Source organism: Lysobacter sp. H23M47 (assembly GCF_015209765.1).
Taxonomy (GTDB): domain Bacteria; phylum Pseudomonadota; class Gammaproteobacteria; order Xanthomonadales; family Xanthomonadaceae; genus Novilysobacter; species Novilysobacter avium.
In genome coordinates, this window is sequence record NZ_CP063658.1 from 1,330,627 (window position 1) to 1,345,646 (window position 15,020).

Consider the following 15,020-nt stretch of genomic DNA (forward strand, 5'->3'; position numbering starts at 1 on the left):
GCCTCAGTGCGGCCGTGGCCATGCTGGGGACTTCCTGGGCCTTGCTCCTGCTCGGGGCCATGGGCCGGCTCGGGACAGCGGGGTCGTGGCGCTTGCCCGAAGTCTCCCGCACGGCGGCCAACACCACCGAAGACGGCGAGTGATGAGACCGGATGATGCGCGTCAGAACGCGATGCTGGTAGCAAAACCTGCGCGGTCAGAACTGGGTGTCGCTGATATACACCGGTCGCGGTTCCCCCGCGTCGGACGCGGCCTTGCTGGCGACAATCCTGCGGCGATCGCGCTGATCCTTGAACGCCATCGCCAGGGCGACAAGCACCACCAGCGAGATCAGGCTGAACCCGATGACCACGGCCACCGACCATGACCATCGGGCGAGTGAAGCGAACACAGCCGCGGTGATCACCGCAATGCCCACCGAGGTCCCGACCCGTTGCCCGGTCTGCATGATCGCGCCCGAGCTCCCCGCATATTCCAACGGGACTTCGGCAAGCGTCAGTGTCTGGTTCGGACTGATCACCGCACCCTGGGCAATACCGATGAACGCGAGTGACAGCATGAGCCACCAGACGCTGACGTCGAATCGCTCGTGCAGGAACACGACGGCGATGCTGGCGGCCAAGCCGAACAGGGCCAGGAACAGCCCGCCGATCACGATCTTGCGACCGTAATGGTTCACACGGCGGCCGGACCAGTGCGCCGCGTAGGCCGAGAGCAGCGCACTGGGAATCCCGAACAGTCCGGATTCGAAGGCGGTCTTTCCCTGCCCATCCTGCACATACAGCGCGACCAGGACCCAGATGCTGGTCATGCCCGTGAAATAGAGGGTCATGATCGCGGTGCCATTGGTGAAGCTGCTGGTGCGGAAAATGTCCAGATCCACCATGGGCGTATGACCCAAGCGCGGGCAGCGCTGCTCCCAGCGGACCCAAAGCCAGACGAGGACGGCCCCGACCGGCAGCAGCCCCCACCAGAGCGCTGAAGCATTGGACTGCATGAAAGGATAGAGGATCGCCAGGAGCGCGAGTCCCAGAAGCACCGAACCGACCGGGTCCAATGACCACAGCCAGCTCGCGGGACGATCCGTTCCAGAGGCCGGCGCCGCTGGAGGCCGCCGGAACAGAGGCTTCGGGAACCACCTCATGCCCAGGATGACGGCGATGATTCCGATCGGAACGTTCACAAGGAATGTCAGCCGCCAACCGAGTTCAGGCCCGCCTACGCCAATCAGGAATCCGCCGAGCACGGGGCCGATCGCCACCGAAACGCCAACCGCCGTTCCGAGGTAGCCGAAGGCCTTGCCGCGATCCTCCCCGCGGAAGTAGTGCTGGATCATCCCGATCACCTGCGGACTGATCAGCCCCGAGCCGATCCCCTGGACGAACCGCGCCGCATTGAGCCAAGTCGCATCGGACGCGAATCCGGCGGCTACAGAGGAGAGAGTGAAGATGCCCACTCCCACCAGGAAAATTCCTCCTCGCCCGACGATGTCGCCCGCGCGCCCGGCGGCAACCAGGATGATCCCGAAGGTCAGCGCATAGCCCGACAATACCCACTGCAGGTCCGACTGGTCCGCATCCAGACCGACCTGGATGGAAGGCAGGGCGACGTTGACGATGCTCACGCCGATCAACGACATGAAGATCACGCCCAGCAGCACTGCCAGGATGCGCCAGCGGCTCGCGCCCTCTGCCTGGTCCATCAAATGGCGGCCACCGCTGCGGACACTGACGATGTACCCGAGAGCAGCTCGAACTGCTTGCCCCAGGTGTTGTTGGCGTCCAGCACCTGCAACAGCACTGTGGCCACGTCATCGCGCGGGACCGTGCCGTGGCGGCCAAGATCGTTGGCGATCTCGACCCTGCCGCTGCCCGCCTCGTCGCTGAGCGTGCCTGGGCGAACGATGGTGTAGCGCAGATCGCTCTGGCGAAGATGGTTGTCGGCGGCCTGCTTGGCACCGAGGTAATGCTGCAGGCCCTCGGGTCCTTGTTCCGGCGTGTCGGCGCCCATGGAGGACACCATCACGAATCGCTCGATGCCTGCCTTCTGGGCTGCATCGATGACTGCGATTGCGCCGTCCCGGTCGACCGCATCGGTCTTCTCCGCGCCGCCCTTGCCGCCGGAACCCGCGGTGAAAATGATGGCATCGCAGCCATCCAGTGCGGTCTGGATATCGTCCTCCAGATCCGCCACCACGGTGGCATCGGCGCCAAGCTGCCGCAGCTCCGCCGCCTGCTTCGGGTCGCGGATCATCGCCTGGCTTTGATGCGGGCCGGAGGCCATCTGCTGGATCAGCCGGCGGCCGATATTGCCGTTTGCACCGACGATGAGGACGCGCATGGGAGTTCCTTTGAGAAGTGGAGGACGGGCACTATTGCCCGTAACAGAGGCAGCCGGTGCCTGTTCTACGCCAACGGATGTCCAGCGCGCGTGTGCGACAACGCGTCGGGTCAGCGCAGGCGGCGAGGCTGCCGCTGGAACAGGCAATGGGTGGCGCGGCTCTTTATTGAACCCCTAGAGGTCGACCGGCAGCGCCTTCTCGACCCGCGCGAACCACTCGCCATCCACCGGCACGAACATCGCGCAAGTCTCCATCGGTGCCTTGTAGATGTGGACCGATATCGCGATCGCGTTGCTGCTGCTGTTGCGGATCGCGTGGTACTCGTGCGGCGGGATCAGACTGCCGGCGCTGCCCGGGCCGGCGATCATTCCGCCGGTGCCGCGAAAGCGGAACCGCTCGCCGTCGCGTTCCAGCAACTCGTACTGGGTGATGTCCAGACCGCCCTGCCATACGCCTTCCACGCACCACAGGCCGCAGTGGTCGTGCACCGGGGTGCCCTGGCCGGGCCCCCAGGTCATCGCGACGACGCTGTAGCCGTGCTCCGTGCTGCGATAGATCTCGCGGCGCGCGTAGTGGCCTTCGATGGGCTCGGAGACGCAATCAGGCAGCTGGATCTCGCTGTCGGGGATGATGCTGGACAGCGCATTGCGCAGCGCTGCGGTGACCTGGTGCTCGTCGCCGCGGCTGACGGCGGCATCGAGAAGGGCGACGAGCTTGGCCCGGCCGGGAAAGCTGATGGCGGGCGGGGTGATCTCGGGCAGCGCGTTTTCGTTCATCTGATTGATTCTACTGGATGGAATCGCGATCGCCCGTCGGCCGATTCCTGCGCGCGGTGCCGATCGCGGCTCACAGACTGCCGAAAAAAGTGCGGATCGCCGGGCAGTAGCGGTCGTAGTCCACCAGGAATGCGTCATGTCCCTGCGGCGACGGCATTGGCAGGCACTCCGCCGCTGCGCCGCCTTCGCGCAACCCGTCGGCGATCTCCATCTGCTGCTGCAGCGGGAACAGGACGTCGGTTTGCGCGCCAATGGTCAACGCACGCTCGATGCGAATCGCCGCCAGGCCGGCACGGGTGTGCGCCTGGCTGGCCGCGCGATCGCCCACCTCGCGCTCCGCGCAGTGGTCGCCCAGGTCAAACCAGTCCATGGAGCGACTCAGGTACAGGTAGCAGTTGGGATCGAAATGACGGACGAAGCGGCGCGCATGCGCTTCAAGGTAGCTTTCCACCTGGAATTCCAGCCCGAAGGGCTCGTCGTCGGTCTGCTCGGAGTCCAGCCTGACCCGACCGAAGCGGCCATCCCATTCCAGTGCCGAGCGATAGGTGATAACGCCCAGCTTGCGCGCCATGCGCATGCCGGACTCCGGGTAGGCATCGTCGCTGTAATCGCCGCCGTTGAAGTTGGGATCCAGCCGGATTGCCTCGCGCTGCAAGGAGCGGATGGCGATCGACCACGGCAGTGCGCGGGCGGCGCCGGCGACGTTGAGATGGGTGGCGGCGATGCCGGGGTGTCGGATCAGCAACGATAGCGCGACCATTCCGCCCATCGAATTGCCGACCACGCAGGCCAGGCGGTCGATGCCCAGCGCGCGGACCACATGGGCGAGGGCGTCGGCGCCGTCCTCGATCGAGAGCTCGGGAAAACGGAAGCGATATGGCAGGCCCGTGTCGGGGTCGCTGGAGGCCGGTCCGGTGGATCCCTTGCAGCTGCCCAGCGGATTGGCGCAGATGACGAACCAGCGATCGGTATCGATCGGCTTGCCCGGGCCGACCATCGGCTCCCACCAGCCATCCGCCGGATTGGCCTCGGACGAGGCCATGTGGGCATTGGGCGAGAGGCCGGGCGCAACCAGCACCGCGTTGTCGGCGGCGGCGTTGAGTTCGCCCCAGGTCTCGTAGGCAATCCGCGCACCGTGCAGGCGGCCGCCCCGTTTCATCGGAAAGGGCGAGGGCAGGTCGATCCAGCGCGTGCCTGGCGGGATGAATTCGGTCATAGCGTGGCCACTACTTGACCACCTGGTCGATCAGCAGCGCTGCGGCCACTTCGGGCCCGGCCTCGACCTCGACCGGCGCCGACTCGAAATCGCCGGGGCGGGCGCTTGCCTCGCCGCTGGCGGAAATGCGTGCGCTCAGGCGCACCTGCTCGAGCTCGGACAGCTTCATGGTCGGCATCAGGCTGTCGTTGTCGGTCAGGGTCACGGTGAGCGGGAACGCACCGGCCTGCAGCTTCTTGACCGAGACCGGGACGGGGGACCCATTGGTCTGGCGGGCGATGACGAAAACGCTTGCGCCTTGCGGATACTGCATCGCCAGGCGCGGGTCGAGCGATACGCTGACAGTGATATTCACCGCTGACGCGGCGACGGGCGCCGCCTCAGGCAGCGGTTCCATCCCGGCATCCAGTCGCGCAGCGTCGATCTGTGTACGAAGGCTGGCGGCCGTCGCCGGGTCGACCTGGCTGAGCAGCGGCTCCCAGGTCGCGACCGCCGCGGCGGCGTCGCCGGCCTGGCGCTGGGCGATGCCGAGGAACCAGCGGGCGCGCTGGTGGTCGGGTTGCTGGGCGAGCGCGCGCTCCAGCATGCTGACCGAGATGGCGTCGAAACTGCGGTCGGCGTGCGAGCGGGCACGGACCTCGGCGGCTTCGGCCAGGAGGTCGGGGTTATCGGGTGCCAGCTTGAGTGCCCGGTCATAGGCCTGCATCGACTCCGCGATATCGCCCTGGGCAAGATGGGCGCGGGCAAGCAAGCGCCAGCCCTCCACCTGGTTGGGGTCGCGGGCCAGTTCGGACTCCAGTTGACCGACCGCGTCAGCCAGCGTCTCCGGCGCGGTGCGCTGCAGCGGATCCAGAGCGCGCGGGGTGCCAACGACCGAATAAATCAGCCCCGCGCTGGTCACCAGCAGCACCGCCAGGGCAATGCCTGGCAGCGGACGGCTGCGCCACAGCGGTCGCAACACCCACAGCATCACCCCCAGTGCCATTGCCAGTCCGGCGATCACGAAAACAGTCATCACCACTCCTGGTCTTCATCAACGGTGGCGGTGGCTTTTATGCTGTCGGCGGATCCAGCAGCTGCCATCCGAGAATGCCGCCGGACCACGTTGACCACGACCACTGCCCCGGCCAGCAGCACCAGGGCCGGGCCGAACCACAGCAACCAGGTCTTGGTGTCCATCCGCGGCCGGTACAGCACGAACTCGCCATACCGCGCCACCAGGTAGTCCTTGACCTCCGCGTTCGACTTGCCCTGGCGCATCAGCGTCAGCACCTCGTGGCGCAGGTCCTGGGCGATGGCCGCATTGGAGTCGGCCAGCGACTGGTTCTGGCATTTGACGCAGCGCAACTCGCCGGCAAGGTCGTGGAACCGGTCGGCTTCGGCCTGGTCGGTGAACTGCATCGGCGACGGGTCTCTGACCGCCTGCGCGACAGCCAACGCCGGCAACAGCAGGGCCAGCAGCAGGATCAGCGGCCAGCGACGCCTCATGACTCAGCGTCCATGCGATCGAGCAGGGGGATGACCTCGTCGTCAAGGATCTGCTGGGTCACGGTGCCAACGTGCTTCCAGCGAACCACGCCTTTGGCGTCGACCAGGAAGGTCTCTGGGGCGCCGTAGATTCCCCAGTCCAGCGCGGTCTCGCCACTGTAATCGGCCAGCACCACGAAGTAGAGGTTGCCGAACTGCTCCAGCCAGCGCAGGGCGTCTTCGCGTTCGTCCTTGAGGTTGTAGCCGACCACGCGCACGCGCTTGGTTTCGGCAAATCTGGTGAGCACCGGATGCTCGACCCGGCACTCCGGGCACCAGCTGCCCCAGACGTTCATCAGGTACGGCTCGCCCAACAGGTCGTTGGACGAGATGCGGTAGGACGCGTCATGCAGCACAGGCAGGTCGAACGCCGGAGCCGGCTTGTCGATCAACGGTGAGGGCAGGGCTTCACGATCCTGGTTGCGACTCAGGATCACGCCCGCCAGCAGCAGGGCGCCAATTGCTGCTGCGGCCAGTAGCGGTACCCAGCGCGAGAACGTCGATTTTTCGATGGGGGTCATGGCGTGGCCTCGGGTCGGACAGCGGGCGGCGCCGGCCGGCGGAAACGTTTATCTGATGCCGATACCAGCCCGCCGAGCATCATCAGGAGCGCACCGGCCCAGATCCAGCGAACGAACGGCTTGACCTGCATGCGCAGCGCCCAGGCATCGTTGCCCAGCGACTCTCCGATCGCGACGTAAAGGTCGCGGGTGACGCCGCTGACGATCGCCGCCTCGGTCATGACTTCGCCGCCGCTGGCATAGGTGCGCTTCTCGGGGTGCAGCTCGGCAAGCGGCTTGCCGTCCTTGAACGCGTGCACGGTGGCGTAGCTGGCGGTGTAGTTCGGGCCCTGGCGCATGTCCACGCCGTCGAAGCGGAATGCGTAGTGGCCCAACTCCACGGTCTCGCCCGCCTTGACCGCCACTTCCTTCTGCTGCTCCAGGCCTTCGACCAGCAGCGCGCCGACCAGGAACACCGCCACGCCCAGATGGGCCAGGGTCATGCCCAGCATTTCCGCGGTCATGCGCGTCTTGGCGCCCTTGTAGCGGGACCACACGAAACGCAGCGTTCCCAGCCCTACCCAGGCGGCGCCGAGGATGCCCGCGGCCACCTTCCAGCGACCCTGCGGTGCAAGGAAGAATGCGGCCACGCCGGCCACCAGCGCGACGAGCAGCCACGGCGCGAGCATTGCCATCACCCGCGAGGGCTGGTCACGCTGCCAGCGCGTCAGCGGCCCGAAGGGCAGCAGCAACACGATCGGCGCCATCAACAGGATAAACAACAAGGCGAAGTAGGGTGGCCCCACCGAGATCTTGCCCAGCTCCAGCGCGTCCGCCAGCAGCGGGTACAGCGTGCCCAGCAGCACCATCGCGCAGGCCGTCGCCAGCAGCAGGTTGTTGGCCAGGAGCAGGGTTTCCCGCGAATAGACCGCAAACGGCTTGTCGTGATGAATTCCCGGCGCACGGATGGCGTAGAGCACCAGCGAGCCGCCGATCACTATGCCCAGGAAGATCAGGATGAAAAGACCACGCGCCGGATCGGCGGCGAAGGCATGCACACTGGTCAGCACGCCGGAGCGCACCAGGAAGGTACCCAGCAGCGAGAGCGAAAAACTGGCGATGGCCAGAAGCAGGGTCCAGCCGCGGAAGCTGCCGCGTTTCTCGGTGACCGCCTGCGAGTGCAACAGCGCGGCGCCGGCCAGCCACGGCATGAAGCTCGCGTTCTCGACCGGATCCCAGAACCACCAGCCACCCCAGCCGAGCTCGTAATACGCCCACCAGCTGCCCAGCGCGATGCCCAGGGTAAGGAATGACCAGGCGACGTTGGTCCACGGCCGCGTCCAGCGCACCCAGCGCGTGTCCACCTTGCCGTCCAGCAGTGCGGCGATGGCGAAGGAGAACGGCACGGCAAAGCCCACGTAGCCGATGTACAGCATCGGCGGATGGATGATCATCCCCGGGTCCTGCAGCAGCGGGTTGAGGTCGCGGCCTTCCATCGCTGCAGGCAGCAGCCGCTCGAACGGGTTGCTGGTGAAGATCAGGAAGGCGAGGAAGCCCAGGCTGACAATGCCCATCACCCCGAGCACGCGGGCGACCACCTCCGCCGGCAGGCGCTGGGAGAACTTCGCTACCGCACCCGTCCACAGGGTCAGCACCGTCGCCCACATCAGCAGAGAGCCCTCGTGCGCGCCCCAGACCGCCGTGTAGCGGTAGCCCAGCGGCAGCAGCGAATTGGAGTTTTCCGCCACGTACCGCAGCGAGAAGTCCTGCATGACGAAACCGATCGTCAGGACCACGAACGCAAACCCCACCAGCACCATCTGCGCGTAGGCCGCCGGCCGGGCCACGGCCATCCAGGTGTGGATGCCGCGGTGCGCGCCGATCAGTGGCAGCGCGGCCTGCAGCGCAGCGACAAGCAGGGCGAGAATCAGGGCGAGTTGGCCCAGCTCCGGCAGCATGCCTACGGCCCCGCCGGGGTATCGACGTCGTGTTTCTGGTGGGCGATCCCCATCTTGTCGGCCACTTCCTTGGGCATGTAGGTCTCGTCGTGCTTGGCCAGCACCTGCTCGGCGACGAAGCGGTCGCCCTCCATCCTGCCGGTGGCGATCACCGCCTGGTTCTCACGGAACAGGTCCGGGAGGATGCCGGTGTACACGACCGGCATTTCGGCGTCGCCGTCGGTCACGCTGAAGTGCGAGTCCAGCGAGCCGTCGGTGCGCTTCAGCGAGCCTTCCGCGACCATGCCGCCGAGGCGGAACCGGGCCTGGCCGGATGAGACGTCCGCGCCGGCCTCGCCGGTGATCACCTCGTTGGGTGTGTAGAGATAGGCGACGTTGCGCTGCAGCGCCATGGCCACCAGTGAAGCGGCAATGGCGGCGGCGACGACAAGGGCAAGCACCCACATCAGGCGGCGGCGGCGAATAGGATTCATCGGATCAACTCGTTGGAAACGGAGGGCGGCACCGGATGCGCGCGGGCAGCGGCCTGGCGCGCGACACGGCGCCGTGCGTTGCGCAACTCCCTGCGCACCTGCAGCCAGCTGGCAAGGAATTCCCCGCCCAGCACGACCACGAACACCGCGTAGGCGGCAACGACATAGCCCAGGTAGCTCATGGCGATATACCCGGGGCGGAGTGCGGATTTTCGCCGGTCGAACCGGAGGCCAGCGCGGCGACCCAGGCCTTGCCGGACTCGCGGCGCAGGTTGTCGGCGCGGGCACGCACGAGCAGCGCGCCAATGAACCACAGCTTGGTACCGACCAGCATCCAGATCAGCGGCTGCAGCATGCTCGGGTCCATCGTCGACTCGCCCAGCAGGCGGATCGTCTGCCCCTGGTGCAGCGAGTTCCACCACACCACCGAGTAGCGGATGATCGGCAGCAACACCACGCCTACAATCGCCAGCAGCCCGGCGGCGCGCGCGGCACTGCGGCGGTCGTCAATCGCGTTGTACAGCCCGATGACGCCCAGATACAGGAACAGCAGGATCAGCTGCGTGGTCAGGCGTGGATCCCAGTCCCACCAGGTGCCCCACATCGGCTTGCCCCAGATCGCACCGGTCAGCAGCGTGATGAGGGTAAAACCGGCACCGATCGGCGCACAGGCCATCGCCAGGATCTCGCACAGCTTGATCCGCCAGATCAGCGCGATCGCGGCGTAGATCGCCATCAGGCCGAACACTGCCAGGCTCATCCAGGCGGCCGGCACGTGGATATAGAGGATGCGGAAGCTGTCGCCCTGCTGGTAGTCGGCCGGCACGGCGAACAGGGCGCCATACACGCCCCACCCCATTACCAGCAGGCCCAGCCCGTACGCCCACGGCGCCCAACGGGCTGCGAAACGGTCGAAGGTGGGAGGCGAGCCGAGTTTGTGGAACCACAGGACGATGGGATTCATATGCCTCAATTCAGAGCAATCCGGATCGCCGCTGCTGCCACCAGTGGCGCCAGCACCAGCGCTACCGCCAGTCCCGCGCCCAGCAGGAGCAGCGGGCCGACCGGGTCCAGCCCCTGCGCCGCTGCTGCGACGCTGCCGGCGCCAAAGACCACCACAGGCACGTAAAGGGGCAGGGCCAGCAAGGCCACAAGTATACCGGAGCGCCTCATTCCAACGGTCAATGCGGCGACCACGGCGCCCAGCAGGCTCAGCAGGGGTGTTCCCAGTGCAAGGGCGGCCATCAGCACGGGCAATTGTGCGCGCGGGAGGTGCATCAGTTCGGCAAGGAAAGGCGCGGCGACCAGCAGCGGCAGGGCGGTGGTCGCCCAGTGCATGAAGGTGCGCACCCCCACCAGCCAGCCCAGCGGCACCGGCGCCAGCATCCATTGCTCCAGCGAGCCATCCTCCGCGTCACCGCGGAAGAGCGTGTCCAGCGAAAGAAGGCCGGCCAGCAGCACTGCCACCCAGAGCACCGCCCCGGCGACAGCGGCAAGGGTGTCGGGCTCGCCGCCGAGGGCGAGAGCGAACAGCACCACGACGAGCAGGGCGAACAATGCCGGCTGGAATGCATCCCCGCGCCGGCGCCACAGCAGACGCAGGTCGCGCTTCATCAGCGCCTTTGCGGATCCGGGAAGACCTGGCAGGGCGCCGCTCATGCGATCGCGCCGTTGGACTGGCGGACCATCTCGAGCATGCGCGTGCGCACCGGCGGTGCCGCGTAGGCGCCGTGGGTCGTCACCAGGGCCGCTCCGCCGCTGCGCAGGTGCGCCTGGATCATCCGGTTGACCAGTTCGATGCCTTCCAGGTCCAGGTTGGCGTAGGGCTCATCCAGCAGCCACAGCGGTGCCGGCGACAACCACAGCCGCGCGAGTGACAGCCGCTTCTTCTGGCCGGCGGACAGCTGGCGCGCGAGCGCGTCCTCGTATCCGCCCAGCCCGACGATGGCCAAGGCATTGATCGGCAGCTGGTTGCGCCGCCGTCCCTGCAGGCCGCACAGGAAGGACAGGTTTTCCATCGCGCTCAGGTCGGCCTTGAAGCCGGGCAGATGACCCATGTAGGCGATGGCCCGCGCGCGGCGCGACGCCCGCGCCCGCTGCCCGTCAATATCCACCTCGCCGCCGTCGGCACGCAGCAGGCCGGCCAGCACGCGCAACAGGGTGGTCTTGCCGGAGCCATTGCCGCCTTGGACGAGCAGCGCTTCGCCCGCGTCCACCGAGAAATCCAGCGGGCCGAACACGGGGTCGTCATTGCGGGCGAAATGCAGGCCGCGGGCGGCAAGCAGGGGCGGTGCGGATCGATCGGCGGCGGTCATCTGGAGGCGTCGTGGCCGGTGAAACTCCGGGCGCCCATGTTAGCCGTTCGGTGGAGCGTCCCGTTGCTGGTCTTTCCAGTGCACGCAGGAAGCTGCGTCGGACGGCAGCTCGCGATTCGATACCGCCTGCTTCCAGGCTTCCCGTGATGGACCCGGCGCCAGCATCCGCAGGGTCACTGGCTGGCCCGAATCCCACGCCAGGATGGCTGCCTGGCCAAGCGAATCCCCTAGTGCGGACGCGGTGGGCACATCCATGTCTGCAAGCAGCCAGCCCGGTTCGTGCCACTTTCCATCCGGACCTTCCGCCCACGCGGGCTCGCGCTGGATGCCCATCGCCTCCAGACGCGCCACCAGTTGGGCGTCGGCCTCTTGGTTGGCGTCGTCGGGACGCGGTTCGGAGGCCGGGTTCCACGCGGTGATGAACGCATAGGATCGGGCGGGCCAATGGCTTTCCAGTCGCCCAGCGCGTTCGCCCACGAGCAGCGGGAACTCAGCACCATCCACCCGCACCCCATACCGGGCCGCGGCGTAGGCAGTGGCCAACTCGATCGCATCGACGACCTTGAGTGTCCTCATGAGGGCCAGCTTCCGACTACTGGAGGCCGGATGCAAGTGTCCCGCGCTATCTGCGCGGTGCCGGTCCGGTGACGCCGCCGGCGACCCCGCTCGCAGCACGACGGTATTTCGTAGACTGGCTGCCTTTGTGACTCACAGGTCTCGCTCATGTCGATCAGCGCCTCCACCAGCACCGTGCCCGTCCCGGAAACCAAACTGCCCAAGGTGGGCTCGACGATTTTCACCGTCATGTCGCAGCTGGCCGCCGACCACAACGCGGTCAACCTGGGTCAGGGGTTTCCCGACTTCGATCCGCCCGAACGGCTGGTAGAGGCCCTGGCCAGGGCGATGCGCGACGGACGCAACCAGTACGCGCCGATGAGCGGCATCCCGGCGCTGCGCGAGGCGATCGCGGACAAAACCGAGCGCTGCTACGGCTACCGGCCCGATGTGGATGCCGAGATCACCGTCGCTTCCGGTGGTAGCGAGGCCATCCTGGATGCCATTCACGCGGTAGTCCGGCCGGGCGAGGAGGTCATCATCCTGGACCCCTGCTACGACTGTTACGAGCCCGCCATCGAGATGGCCGGGGGCATCCCCGTCCACGTGCCGCTGGACCCGCACACCTTCGCCCCGGACTGGAACCTGATCCGAGCGGCAGTCACGCCGCGGACCCGGATGCTGATGATCAACAGCCCGCACAATCCGTCCGGCGCGACGCTGGATGCGGACGACATCGAGCAACTGACCGCGCTGTTGCGCGATACCGACATCTACCTGCTGTCGGACGAGGTCTACGAGCACATCGTCTTTGACGGGGCGCGCCACGAGTCGGTGCTGCGCTATCGGGAACTGCGCGAGCGTGCGTTCGTGATCTCCAGTTTCGGCAAGACCTACCACTGCACCGGCTGGAAGGTCGGCTATTGCGTGGCCCCGCCGGCCTTGAGCGCCGAATTCCGCAAGGTCCACCAGTACAACACTTTCTGCACCTTCGCCCCGGCGCAGTTCGCCTTCGCGGAGATGATCCGGGACGAGCCGGAGCACTACCTGGAGCTCGGCGCGTTCTATCAGCCGATGCGCGACCGTTTCCGCGAGCATCTGCTGACCACCCGCTTCAAGCCGCTGCCGGTCCCGGGCGGCTACTTCCAGCTGGTCGATTACTCGGCGGTGAGTGATCTGGAAGATGCCGAATTCTGCCGCTGGTTGGCGATCGAACACGGCGTCGCCGCGATTCCGCTGTCCCCGTTCTATGGCACGCCGCCGGCCGGGCAGCGGCTGGTGCGGCTGTGCTTTGCCAAGAGCGAAGCCACCCGCGATGCGGCAATCAAGCGATTGGAGAAGCTGTGATGGACAACCTTCGTGTCTCCCTCGTCCAGGGCGAAACGCTCTGGCACGACCCGGCCGGCAACCGCGAGTATTACGGCGGCCTCATCGCGTCCCTGCGTGGCCTGACCGATCTGGTGGTGTTGCCGGAGACCTTCACCAGCGGCTTCTCCAACGATGCCATCGATGATGCCGAAACCATGGACGGCGAGTCGGTGGCGTGGATGCGCGAGCAGGCCAGGGCACTGGACGCGGCGGTTACCGGAAGCGTGCAGATCCGCGACGGCGACAAGGTCTTCAACCGCATGCTGTTCGCCACGCCCGACGGCGGCCTGCACAGCTACGACAAGCGGCACCTGTTCCGTTACGCCGGCGAGCACAAGTGCTACGCCCCCGGCCGAGACCGGCTGACGGTGGAGTGGAAAGGCTGGCGTATCTGCCCCATGGTCTGCTACGACCTGCGATTCCCGGTGTTTTCCCGCAACCGTTTCGATGTCGAGCGCGAGGGAGCCCCGGACTACGACCTGGCCCTGTATGTCGCCAACTGGCCCGCGGCGCGTGCGCATGCCTGGAAGACGCTGCTGCGGGCGCGGGCGATCGAAAACCTCTGCTTCGTGGCGGGCGTCAACCGCGTCGGTACCGACGGCAACGACCTGGCCTATTCCGGTGACAGCGCGGTGATCGATTACGTGGGCGACGCGCTGAGCGAATGCACCGACCGCGAGCTGGTGACCACCACGACCCTGCTCGCGGCCGGATTGCACGGGCATCGCGAGCACTTTCCCGCGATGCTGGATGCGGACCGCTTCGAGCTGTCCTGAACCGCTGGCAATCGGCGCACCCAGGGCGGGCGGCGAGGCAAACGCTTACCGGAGCTGGATTGATCCGCCGTCGGCCATCAGTGTCTGCCCGGTCATGTAGCGGCTGTCGTCACTGAGCAGAAAGGCCACCACAGGCGCGATGTCCTTTTCAGGGTCGCCGAAGTAGCCCAGCGGAATCCGGGCCGCAGCTTCCTCGTAATGCTCGGGGTGGCTGGATTTCCACTTCGCCACACCTTCGGTCTGCGCCTTGGGGCAGACGACGTTGACGCGTATTTTGTCCTTCGCCCACTCGTTGGCAGCGACCCGGCTCAGGCCACGGATGGCTTCCTTTGCCGCGGCGTAGCTGGCCTGTGTTTCCAGGCCGGTCAAGCCTGCACCCGAGCCGAAGTTGACGATGGACCCGCCCGACTTTGCCAGTTCCGCGTAAGCCGCCTGCATGAAGAACAGCGTCGCGTTGAAGCCGGTCCCGAACGAGAGCGACCAGTCCTGCTCCGTCAACTCCATCAACGGTTTCTGGGTGGAGGCGTGGGCATTGTTCACCACGCCCGTCAGTCGGCCAAAGCGTGACAACGCCAGCTCGACGGCTTCCGCGGCGGTGGATTTCTGCGACCCGTCACCGTGAAGGAAAACAATCCGTTCGGGGTCGCTCCGCTCCTTGCTCCTGCCCGCTTCCTCGTCGACATCCACGGCTACCACGGCTCCGCGGCGTTGCGTCAATACCGTGGTCAGGGCTCCGCCGATACCGGCTGCGCCGCCCGTTACGACGACTACGTGACCGTCCAAGCTGCCCATTCCATTTACCTCTTGCGGGAACTCCAGCATATCCACAGCCGTGCATGCGGAATGCAACGACCTCGGTGGCGCGGTGGTGGTTACGTTCGTAGTCCTTACTACCGTTTCGGCGTGCCGACTCTGAAATCCGCCATCGAAGCCGGCTGTCACTACGTTGACATCCGCGACGATGCGCAACCGACCGTGGACATGCTGGAACTGCACGAGCAGGCGAGTCAGGCGGGTATCGTCGCGTTGGTGGGTTGTGGTGTCAGCCCGGGAACGTTGAATGTGCTTGCCCGCGATGCCGAGCCCTTTCGTCGCTGTTTTGTTGACCGTTGCCCCGTGGGGTTGCAGTTTCCGGGCGCGGCTTGCCTCGCCCTGTCGCGCGTGAGTTTTCCGCGGGTTTAACGGGCACTGGTGTTCAATTAGAAAACTCGGCCT

18 protein-coding genes are annotated in these 15,020 nt (G+C 66.5%); 3 read left to right on the top strand and 15 right to left on the bottom strand.

Features of this window, described 5'->3' with window-relative positions; all coding sequences use genetic code 11:
* Window positions 1-196 precede the first annotated feature (196 nt).
* The 14 genes from INQ43_RS06045 to INQ43_RS06110 form a co-directional block, all read right to left on the bottom strand.
* Window positions 197-1,660, bottom strand: a complete 1,464-nt coding sequence (locus INQ43_RS06045; RefSeq protein WP_228062642.1) for an MFS transporter — start codon at window positions 1,658-1,660, stop codon at window positions 197-199.
* A 41-nt stretch (window positions 1,661-1,701) separates the two neighbouring features.
* Window positions 1,702-2,340 (bottom strand): SDR family oxidoreductase, encoded by a 639-nt coding sequence (locus tag INQ43_RS06050; protein ID WP_194035569.1) that lies wholly within the window; start codon window positions 2,338-2,340, stop codon window positions 1,702-1,704.
* A gap of 174 nt (window positions 2,341-2,514) precedes the next feature.
* Complete coding sequence (locus INQ43_RS06055; RefSeq protein WP_194037436.1) at window positions 2,515-3,117, bottom strand: cysteine dioxygenase family protein; 603 nt, start codon at window positions 3,115-3,117, stop codon at window positions 2,515-2,517.
* A gap of 70 nt (window positions 3,118-3,187) precedes the next feature.
* Entirely contained in the window at window positions 3,188-4,333 is a 1,146-nt protein-coding gene (locus INQ43_RS06060; RefSeq protein ID WP_194037437.1) for a homoserine O-acetyltransferase, read from the bottom strand.
* Between the two features lie 10 nt (window positions 4,334-4,343).
* Complete coding sequence (locus tag INQ43_RS06065) at window positions 4,344-5,348, bottom strand: tetratricopeptide repeat protein (protein WP_194037438.1); 1,005 nt, start codon at window positions 5,346-5,348, stop codon at window positions 4,344-4,346.
* A complete protein-coding gene (locus INQ43_RS06070; RefSeq protein ID WP_194037439.1) occupies window positions 5,348-5,821 on the bottom strand; it encodes a cytochrome c-type biogenesis protein in 474 nt (157 codons plus the stop codon). The genes INQ43_RS06065 and INQ43_RS06070 overlap by 1 nt, the downstream gene beginning before the upstream one ends.
* On the bottom strand, window positions 5,818-6,381 hold the full coding sequence (locus INQ43_RS06075) for a DsbE family thiol:disulfide interchange protein (protein WP_194037440.1): 564 nt from the start codon (window positions 6,379-6,381) through the stop codon (window positions 5,818-5,820). Before INQ43_RS06075 ends, INQ43_RS06070 begins: the two co-directional genes overlap by 4 nt.
* Window positions 6,378-8,318: a heme lyase CcmF/NrfE family subunit gene (locus INQ43_RS06080; protein ID WP_194037441.1), complete on the bottom strand. Its 1,941-nt coding sequence runs from the start codon at window positions 8,316-8,318 to the stop codon at window positions 6,378-6,380. The genes INQ43_RS06075 and INQ43_RS06080 overlap by 4 nt, the downstream gene beginning before the upstream one ends.
* 2 nt (window positions 8,319-8,320) lie before the next feature.
* A complete protein-coding gene (gene ccmE / locus INQ43_RS06085) occupies window positions 8,321-8,791 on the bottom strand; it encodes a cytochrome c maturation protein CcmE (RefSeq protein ID WP_194037442.1) in 471 nt (156 codons plus the stop codon).
* A complete protein-coding gene (gene ccmD / locus INQ43_RS06090) occupies window positions 8,788-8,973 on the bottom strand; it encodes a heme exporter protein CcmD (RefSeq protein WP_194035577.1) in 186 nt (61 codons plus the stop codon). The genes ccmE and ccmD overlap by 4 nt, the downstream gene beginning before the upstream one ends.
* Complete coding sequence (locus INQ43_RS06095) at window positions 8,970-9,755, bottom strand: heme ABC transporter permease (protein ID WP_194037443.1); 786 nt, start codon at window positions 9,753-9,755, stop codon at window positions 8,970-8,972. Before INQ43_RS06095 ends, ccmD begins: the two co-directional genes overlap by 4 nt.
* Before the next feature lie 5 nt (window positions 9,756-9,760).
* Window positions 9,761-10,450: a heme exporter protein CcmB gene (ccmB, locus tag INQ43_RS06100; protein WP_194037444.1), complete on the bottom strand. Its 690-nt coding sequence runs from the start codon at window positions 10,448-10,450 to the stop codon at window positions 9,761-9,763.
* Window positions 10,447-11,106 carry a heme ABC exporter ATP-binding protein CcmA gene (gene ccmA / locus INQ43_RS06105; protein WP_194035580.1) on the bottom strand — a complete coding sequence of 220 codons (660 nt, stop codon included), beginning with the start codon at window positions 11,104-11,106 and terminating at the stop codon, window positions 10,447-10,449. The genes ccmB and ccmA overlap by 4 nt, the downstream gene beginning before the upstream one ends.
* Before the next feature lie 39 nt (window positions 11,107-11,145).
* Window positions 11,146-11,682 (bottom strand): DUF3293 domain-containing protein, encoded by a 537-nt coding sequence (locus INQ43_RS06110; RefSeq protein WP_194037445.1) that lies wholly within the window; start codon window positions 11,680-11,682, stop codon window positions 11,146-11,148.
* A 147-nt stretch (window positions 11,683-11,829) separates the two neighbouring features.
* Here INQ43_RS06110 and INQ43_RS06115 point away from each other — a divergent pair, with 147 nt between their 5' ends.
* On the top strand, window positions 11,830-13,008 hold the full coding sequence (locus INQ43_RS06115; protein WP_194037446.1) for a pyridoxal phosphate-dependent aminotransferase: 1,179 nt from the start codon (window positions 11,830-11,832) through the stop codon (window positions 13,006-13,008).
* Window positions 13,008-13,805, top strand: a complete 798-nt coding sequence (locus INQ43_RS06120; protein ID WP_194037447.1) for an amidohydrolase — start codon at window positions 13,008-13,010, stop codon at window positions 13,803-13,805. Before INQ43_RS06115 ends, INQ43_RS06120 begins: the two co-directional genes overlap by 1 nt.
* 45 nt (window positions 13,806-13,850) lie before the next feature.
* Here the strand turns inward: INQ43_RS06120 and INQ43_RS06125 are convergent, their stop codons facing one another.
* Window positions 13,851-14,627, bottom strand: coding sequence for an SDR family oxidoreductase (locus INQ43_RS06125; RefSeq protein ID WP_228062643.1), 777 nt, complete (start codon window positions 14,625-14,627; stop codon window positions 13,851-13,853).
* A gap of 81 nt (window positions 14,628-14,708) precedes the next feature.
* On the opposite strand from INQ43_RS06125, the gene INQ43_RS06130 reads away from it, so the two are divergent.
* Window positions 14,709-14,987, top strand: coding sequence for a hypothetical protein (locus INQ43_RS06130; protein WP_194037448.1), 279 nt, complete (start codon window positions 14,709-14,711; stop codon window positions 14,985-14,987).
* Window positions 14,988-15,020 lie beyond the last annotated feature (33 nt).

Excerpts from the sequence above, each read along its gene's own strand:
- INQ43_RS06115 (WP_194037446.1), top strand. The coding sequence starts at position 11,830 with ATGTCGATCAGCGCCTCCACCAGCACCGTGCCCGTCCCGGAAACCAAA.
- ccmB (WP_194037444.1), bottom strand. The coding sequence starts at position 10,450 with ATGAGCGGCGCCCTGCCAGGTCTTCCCGGATCCGCAAAGGCGCTGATG.
- INQ43_RS06080 (WP_194037441.1), bottom strand. The coding sequence starts at position 8,318 with ATGCTGCCGGAGCTGGGCCAACTCGCCCTGATTCTCGCCCTGCTTGTC.
- INQ43_RS06125 (WP_228062643.1), bottom strand. The coding sequence starts at position 14,627 with ATGCTGGAGTTCCCGCAAGAGGTAAATGGAATGGGCAGCTTGGACGGT.
- INQ43_RS06070 (WP_194037439.1), bottom strand. The coding sequence starts at position 5,821 with ATGAGGCGTCGCTGGCCGCTGATCCTGCTGCTGGCCCTGCTGTTGCCG.
- ccmA (WP_194035580.1), bottom strand. The coding sequence starts at position 11,106 with ATGACCGCCGCCGATCGATCCGCACCGCCCCTGCTTGCCGCCCGCGGC.
- INQ43_RS06055 (WP_194037436.1), bottom strand. The coding sequence starts at position 3,117 with ATGAACGAAAACGCGCTGCCCGAGATCACCCCGCCCGCCATCAGCTTT.
- INQ43_RS06110 (WP_194037445.1), bottom strand. The coding sequence starts at position 11,682 with ATGAGGACACTCAAGGTCGTCGATGCGATCGAGTTGGCCACTGCCTAC.
- ccmE (WP_194037442.1), bottom strand. The coding sequence starts at position 8,791 with ATGAATCCTATTCGCCGCCGCCGCCTGATGTGGGTGCTTGCCCTTGTC.
- INQ43_RS06065 (WP_194037438.1), bottom strand. The coding sequence starts at position 5,348 with ATGACTGTTTTCGTGATCGCCGGACTGGCAATGGCACTGGGGGTGATG.
- INQ43_RS06120 (WP_194037447.1), top strand. The coding sequence starts at position 13,008 with ATGGACAACCTTCGTGTCTCCCTCGTCCAGGGCGAAACGCTCTGGCAC.
- INQ43_RS06050 (WP_194035569.1), bottom strand. The coding sequence starts at position 2,340 with ATGCGCGTCCTCATCGTCGGTGCAAACGGCAATATCGGCCGCCGGCTG.
- ccmD (WP_194035577.1), bottom strand. The coding sequence starts at position 8,973 with ATGAGCTACCTGGGCTATGTCGTTGCCGCCTACGCGGTGTTCGTGGTC.
- INQ43_RS06075 (WP_194037440.1), bottom strand. The coding sequence starts at position 6,381 with ATGACCCCCATCGAAAAATCGACGTTCTCGCGCTGGGTACCGCTACTG.
- INQ43_RS06095 (WP_194037443.1), bottom strand. The coding sequence starts at position 9,755 with ATGAATCCCATCGTCCTGTGGTTCCACAAACTCGGCTCGCCTCCCACC.
- INQ43_RS06060 (WP_194037437.1), bottom strand. The coding sequence starts at position 4,333 with ATGACCGAATTCATCCCGCCAGGCACGCGCTGGATCGACCTGCCCTCG.